This is a genomic window from Saccharopolyspora sp. NPDC047091, assembly GCF_040643635.1.
Classification (GTDB): domain Bacteria; phylum Actinomycetota; class Actinomycetes; order Mycobacteriales; family Pseudonocardiaceae; genus Saccharopolyspora_C.
On record NZ_JBEYUS010000131.1, the window covers coordinates 1 to 6,481 of the forward strand.

Genomic DNA, 6,481 nt, shown 5'->3' on the forward strand with positions numbered 1-6,481 from the left:
GGGCGGGTGCCTGCCGCCGAGCTGGTCGGCGCGCTGGAGCGGCTCGACCCGGCGGTGCGCGAAGCCCTGCAGGAATCCATCGACCGACCTCCCGATGGCCGAAGGCCGAGGCGACCCCCGATGGCCAAAGGCCGAGCCACCCCAGAATCCCCCGATGGCCGAAGGCCGAGCCCCCAACGAGCTGGTCCCCACCCAGCCCAACCCGAACGCAACGCAAGGAGCCCGCCCCACCCGACCCCCGCACCGTGGGGGCCTACGGGGGCTCGGCCCCCGTACAGATGAAAAGGAGCCGGGAAGACGCCAAAAGCGTCAACCAGGCTCCAAGTGGAGGTGCCGGGAATCGAACCCGGGTCCTCCGTCGCTTCACCAAGACTTCTCCGTGCGCAGTCCGCTATGCCTCTGCTTGGCTCCCTCGGTCTCGCGAACTAGCCGAGGTGACGAGCCCAGCCGCTGTTCGATGTCCCACCAGGTCCCGCGGCCGGACCTGGCGGTAAGAGCCTCCTAGTCGATGCCGGATTCCGGGACGGAGGCGTTCCCGGTCCGACAGAGTCGCTCCTCGCTCAGGCGGCGAGGGCGAACTCGCGCTGACTCTTGTCGGCGCTTATTGAATTGCGGCGACGCTCTCGGTGGTCTCCCGCCTGCACCGGCACGCTTCCCTTGGATCACCGTACGGAGTCGAAACCGTTCACCCCCTCGTTGCGGCCGTTCCTTCTCGACCGCGCGGCCCGTACAGCATAACGTCCGCTCCCCCGCGGATCATTCCAATATCGGACTACGAGATTTCCGCTGGTGAGAGCTTCAGCAGCCGGGCCGGGGCGTCGTGCAGCACGCTGCGCAGGAACGTGGCGCCGAGGCGTTCGTCGGCGGCGGCCCAGCCGGCGATGGCGGCGAGCTGTTCGGCGTACGGGTACGGGATGTTGGGGTAGTCGGTGCCGAGGACGACGCGGTCGCGCACGGGCACGAGCCGGGCGGGCCAGTCGGCGGGGAGCCGGTTGAACCGCTCGGTGAAGGCGACGCCGACCATGGTGGTGTCGAGGTGCACTCGTTCGTGCTCGTGGACGAGCCGCAGCGCGGTCTCGTACTCGGGCATGCCCGCGTGCGCGAGCACGGCGGTGAGCCGCGGGTGCCTGCGCAGCACTTCGCCGAACACGTCGAGTCCGGTGTGGTCACCGGGGATGGGCCCGTGCCCGCAGTGGATGACGACGGGGGTGCCCGCCTCGGCGAGCACGCCCCAGGTGTCGTCGAGCAGCGGGTCGCGCGGGTCGAACTTCCCGACCTGCACGTGGACCTTGACGCAGCGGGCTCCGGCGGCGAGGGCGTCGCGCATGGCGCGCTCCATGCCGGGTTCGGGGTAGAGCGTGGCGGTCGGCACGGCGCCCGGGGTGCGGTGCCCAAAGTCGAGGGCCCATTCGTTGAGCCAGGCGGCCATGCCCGGTTTGTGCGGGTAGACCAGCGGCGCGAACGCGGTGACGCCGAGGTCGCGGAGCAGCCGCAGCCGGGTCGGTTCGTCGTGCCGGTAGGTGATCGGCCAGTCGGTGCCGTAGTGGGTGCCCGCCTGGTCGAAGTAGGCCCACACCTTGTGCAGCACGCGTTCCGGCAGGAAGTGGGTGTGCAGGTCGACGAGCCCGGGGACGCCGAGCCGGTCCAGCCAGGGCCGCACCTCCGCGTCGGAGGCGGGCCCGGCCGGAGTGCTCACCGGCGGCCCTTGCGGATGCGGCCGATGTGGCGCTGCATCTCGCGGTCGGCGTCCCGCTTGGCCATGTCGTGCCGCTTGTCGTGCGCCTTCTTGCCGCGGGCGAGGGCGAGTTCGACCTTCGCCTTGCCGTCGGAGAAGTACATGGACAGCGGGATGAGGCTGAGCCCGCTCTCCTTGATCTTCCCGACGAGGCGGAGGATCTCGCCGCGGTGCAGCAGCAGTTTGCGGGAGCGCCGCGGTTCGTGGTTGGTCCAGGTGCCTTCGGTGTACTCGGGGATGTGCGCGTTGCGCAGCCACACCTCGCCTTGGTCGACGGTGGCGAAGGCGTCGACGAGGGAGGCCTTGCCCTGCCGCAGGCTCTTCACCTCGGTGCCGGTCAGCACGATCCCGGTCTCGTAGGTGTCCAGCACCGACCAGTCGTGCCGCGCCTTGCGGTTCTGCGCGATCTGCTTGCGCCCGCGTTCCTTCACCATGCTTGCAACCTTAGCTACCCGTGTCTCGTGCGCGGCGGGACCGCGGCACGGCGCCGGTCGTGCTCGGCCCGCGCCGGGCGTAGAGCGAAGCAGCCGCCGAGCCTCGTGGTCAACCGGGTTTTTCCCGGCCTGGAATGCGCGGAGCGGCCGCGCTCGTCGAGCACGGCCGCTCCTGGCGGTGGTTCCGGGGTCAGAGCCGCACGTACAGCCGCAGCGTCACGTACCCGGTGGTCGCCGAGATGGCGGCCGCGACCAGCAGCATGATCGGGGCGACGGCGGCGATGTCGCCGTAGCCGATCTCCGGGATGATGCCGGTGCCGAACACCGGCGACATGACCCTGTCGATGAACGCCGCCTTCGAGATGAGCAGCCCGATGATCGCCAGCAGCGCGCCGATCAGGCCGGACACCATCGCTTCCAGCAGGAACGGCAGCTGGGTGTACCAGCGCGTGGCGCCGACGAGCCGCATGATGCCGGTCTCGGTGCGCCGGGTGAACGCGGAGAGCTGGATGGTGTTGGAGATCAGCAGCAGTGCCGCCATGGCCTGCACGAGCGCGATGGAGAAGGTCGCGTTGCGCACGCCGTTGAGCACGCCGAACAGCCGGTCCAGGTAGTCGGCCTGGTCGACGACGCTGTCCACGCCGGGCTGGCCTTCGAACTTCTGCTGGATGGCGCCGAACCGCTCCTGGTCGGTGAGCTTGATGCGCAGCGAGGCGGGCATCGCTTCGACGCGGGCCACGTCGCGCAGTTCCGGCATGGTCTCGAAGACCTTGTTGAAGTTCTCGAACGCCTGCTCGCGGTTCTCGAACTTGACGGATTCGACACCGGAGGAGCGGGTCAGCTCGGACTTGAGGTTCGCGCAGGGCTGCTGCGTGCAGTCGGTGTCGTTGGCGCTGACGTCGTCGGTCATGAACACGACGACCTCGACGCGGTCCTGGTAGACGTCCTGCATCCGGTCGATCAACCGGACCACCAGCAGACCCCCGCCGAGCAGGCCGACCGAGATGGCCGTGGTGAGGATCATGGCGATGGTCATCGTGACGTTGCGCCGAAGGCCGTTGACGACCTCGCTGAATACGAAGCTCGCGCGCATCTTGGTGTGTGCTTCCTGGCTGGGTTCGGGGGTGCGGGGCTGGTCAGCGACCGACGCCGTAGACGCCGCGGGCGTCGTCGCGGATCACTCGGCCGAGGCTGAGCTCCACGACGCGGCGCCGCATCGAGTCGACGATCGAGTGGTCGTGCGTCGCCATGACCACCGTGGTGCCGGTGCGGTTGATCCGTTCCAGCAGCAGCATGATGTCCTGGCTGGTGTCGGGGTCGAGGTTGCCCGTGGGCTCGTCGCACAGCAGCACCAGCGGCCGGTTCACGAAGGCGCGCGCGATGGCGACGCGCTGCTGCTCACCACCGGAGAGCTCGTGCGGCATCCGGTCGGCCTTGCCGTCGAGGCCGACGAGCTGCAGCACTTCCGGGACCACCTTGCGGATGGTGTGCCGCGGCTTGCCGATGACTTCGAGGGCGAAGGCGACGTTCTCGGCGACCGTCTTGTTGTTGAGCAGCCGGAAGTCCTGGAACACGCAGCCGATCCGCTGCCGCAGCCGCGGTACCCGTCGTCGCGGTAGTTTCGCGACGTTCCAGTCGGCCACGAACACCCGGCCTCGGGTCGGCACGTCCTCGCGGAGCAGCAACCGCAGGAACGTGGACTTCCCCGAGCCGGAAGGGCCGATGAGGAACACGAATTCACCCTTGCCGACGCTCACCGAAACGTCGTCGAGCGCGGGTCGGGTCGAGGTCTTGTATCCCTTGGACACGTGCTCAAGCCGGATCACGGGGCGTGAGTTTACCTGCGACCTTTCGGGGGACCGGCGCTCACCCGGACCAGTCACCGGGGGCGCCGGTGCCGGAACCGTCCCCGCTGGTCAGATCATGATCGGATCACGCCCCAGCGGATCCGGACGGAGCAACGCCATCACCCGTGCGGGCGGCACGCGAGGCGGTCCGCCCGGCGGCGGGGAGGATCAGGCGGCGGAGTCCTGCTGGCGGCGCCAGCGGATGCCCGCTTCGAGGAATCCGTCGATCTGGCCGTCGAGCACGGCATCCGGGTTGCCGACTTCGAACTCGGTGCGCAGGTCCTTGACCATCTGGTACGGGTGCAGCACGTAGGAGCGCATCTGGTTGCCCCAGCTGGATCCGCTGTCCTTGAGCGCGTTGAGCTCGGCCCGCTCCTCTTCCCGCTTGCGGGCGAGCAGCTTGGACTGGAGCACGCGCAGCGCGGCCGCCTTGTTCTGCAGCTGCGACTTCTCGTTCTGGCAGGACACCACGATGCCGGTGGGGATGTGCGTGATGCGCACCGCGGAGTCGGTGGTGTTGACGCTCTGCCCGCCGGGCCCGGAGGAGCGGAACACGTCGACGCGGATGTCCTTCTCCGGGATCTCCACGTGGTCGGTCTCCTCGACGACGGGGAGGACTTCGACACCGGCGAAGGAGGTCTGCCTGCGGCCCTGGTTGTCGAACGGCGAGATCCGCACGAGCCGGTGGGTGCCCTGCTCGACGGACAGCGTGCCGTAGGCGTAGGGCGCGTTGATGCGGAAGGTGGCGGACTTGACGCCGGCTTCTTCCGCGTAGGAGGTGTCGTAGACCTCGACGGGGTATTCGTGGCGCTCGGACCAGCGCACGTACATCCGCATGAGCATTTCGGCGAAGTCCGCGGCGTCGATGCCGCCCGCTTCCGCCCGGACGGTGACGACGGCTTCCCGCTCGTCGTAGTCGCCGGAGAGCAGGGTGCGGACTTCGAGGGCGTCGAGTTCCTTCTTGAGGCGCTTGCGCTCCTCGTCGGCCTCGTCGAGCCCGGATTGGTCGCCTTCGTCCTCGCTGAGCTCGTAGAGGACTTCGACGTCTTCGACCCGCTGCCGCAGGTCGGTGATCTTGCGCAGTTCGGCCTGCCGGTGCACCAGCTGGCTGCTGATCTTCTGCGCGTACTCGACGTCGTCCCACAGGTTCGGCCGGGCCGCCTCGGTCTCGAGTTCGGCGATCTTCGCCCGCAACGCTTCTAGGCCCATGACGCTCTCGATGCCTTCGAGCGTGGTGGACAGGTCCTTGATATCTGCGGCGACGTCGGGATTCACAGTGTTCGAGGGTACTTCACCGGCGGCCGGGTTCCCACGAGGACGGCCCAGGTTCACGCCGGTGCCCCCGCCCAGGGCTGCGGTGGTGGTCGCGGGCGGGGTTCCGGATCATTCCCCAGTGCTCATTCCGGAATGCTGTCGAGCAGTTTCACGATGGCCCGGTTGTGAGCGACGGTGAAGTCGGCCGCGGCCTTCTCGTACGGGTCGGCGGTGGCCTTGGCGGCGTTCTTCGCCTCGTCGAGGCGAGCGGTGTACTGCTCGCGGGCGGATTCGACGAGGGCGGCGCGCTGCTTGGGCGTGAGCGATCCGGCGTGGACGAGCCGCAGGATCAGCGGGCTGCGCACGTTGTCCGGTCCGGGTTCGGTGTTCAACCAGGACTTGAAGGCGCGCTTGCCGGCGGCGGTGATCGCGTACTGCTGGCTGGAGCGCGGGCCTTGCTTGCCGAGGCGCAGCAGCCCGGATTCGGTGAGGGCGGGGAGTTCGCGGTACACCTGGCTGCGGGTCACGCTGAAGAATCCACCGAATCGTTCGGTGGCGGCAGCGACGAGCTGCCCCCCGGTCTTCGGGCCGTCGTGCAGCAGCCCCAGCAGTGCGGCGGATGTCGAGTTCAGCTCAGTCACGAATCCACCGTGCCACGCCCCTTGCAGGCTGTCCACAATGGTCGGCCTCTCTGTCCACTGTGGTTGCAATGGGCTGGTCCGAGTGGACCATCCGTTGTGGCGCAGCGTGAGCGGGTGCCGCCGTTCCGGCGTGCTTCAGCGCACATCGTTCTGCCATCGAGGGGAACGCTCGTGCGCGCGCACCCACCGACCCCCCACGCGGAGCGTCGCACCGCCCGATGATCGCTACCTGATCGTGCGGTCTACCTGCACGAAACGGTGCCACCCCCCACCACCCCACCCCACTACGCAAAGTAACCACCCCAACAACCACAACCACCACCCCCCAACCACAAACCACAAACCGCGAAGCGCGAAGCGCGAAGCGCGAGCACCACCGCACAAGGCACGAAGCGCGAAGCGCGAGCCCCCCACCACAGCAAGCACGAAGCGCGAAGCGCGAGCCCCCCACCAGCACCACACCCGAAACCGGCACGCCCCGCACCGTGGGGGCCTACGGGGGCTCGGCCCCCGTACAAAACGAGGGCAAACGGAAAGAGACCCCCTCTCGCCAGAGAGGGGGTCTCGAAC

Annotated in this window: 6 protein-coding genes and 1 other RNA gene; all 7 read right to left on the reverse strand. The window is 68.7% G+C overall.

Features of this window, described 5'->3' with window-relative positions; genetic code table 11:
- Window positions 1-322: 322 nt before the first annotated feature.
- Window positions 323-693: a transfer-messenger RNA gene (gene ssrA, locus ABZ805_RS28920) on the reverse strand.
- Window positions 694-772: 79 nt separating this feature from the next.
- Entirely contained in the window at window positions 773-1,696 is a 924-nt protein-coding gene (locus ABZ805_RS28925; protein ID WP_358447008.1) for an amidohydrolase family protein, read from the reverse strand.
- Window positions 1,693-2,169, reverse strand: coding sequence for an SsrA-binding protein SmpB (gene smpB, locus ABZ805_RS28930; protein WP_224963001.1), 477 nt, complete (start codon window positions 2,167-2,169; stop codon window positions 1,693-1,695). The genes ABZ805_RS28925 and smpB overlap by 4 nt, the downstream gene beginning before the upstream one ends.
- A gap of 190 nt (window positions 2,170-2,359) precedes the next feature.
- Complete coding sequence (ftsX, locus tag ABZ805_RS28935; RefSeq protein ID WP_358447012.1) at window positions 2,360-3,262, reverse strand: permease-like cell division protein FtsX; 903 nt, start codon at window positions 3,260-3,262, stop codon at window positions 2,360-2,362.
- A 43-nt stretch (window positions 3,263-3,305) separates the two neighbouring features.
- Window positions 3,306-3,995: a cell division ATP-binding protein FtsE gene (gene ftsE, locus ABZ805_RS28940; protein WP_224962995.1), complete on the reverse strand. Its 690-nt coding sequence runs from the start codon at window positions 3,993-3,995 to the stop codon at window positions 3,306-3,308.
- A 189-nt stretch (window positions 3,996-4,184) separates the two neighbouring features.
- A complete protein-coding gene (gene prfB, locus ABZ805_RS28945) occupies window positions 4,185-5,291 on the reverse strand; it encodes a peptide chain release factor 2 (protein WP_358447016.1) in 1,107 nt (368 codons plus the stop codon).
- A 122-nt stretch (window positions 5,292-5,413) separates the two neighbouring features.
- Window positions 5,414-5,911, reverse strand: coding sequence for a helix-turn-helix transcriptional regulator (locus ABZ805_RS28950; RefSeq protein WP_358447019.1), 498 nt, complete (start codon window positions 5,909-5,911; stop codon window positions 5,414-5,416).
- Between the last annotated feature and the right edge of the window lie 570 nt (window positions 5,912-6,481).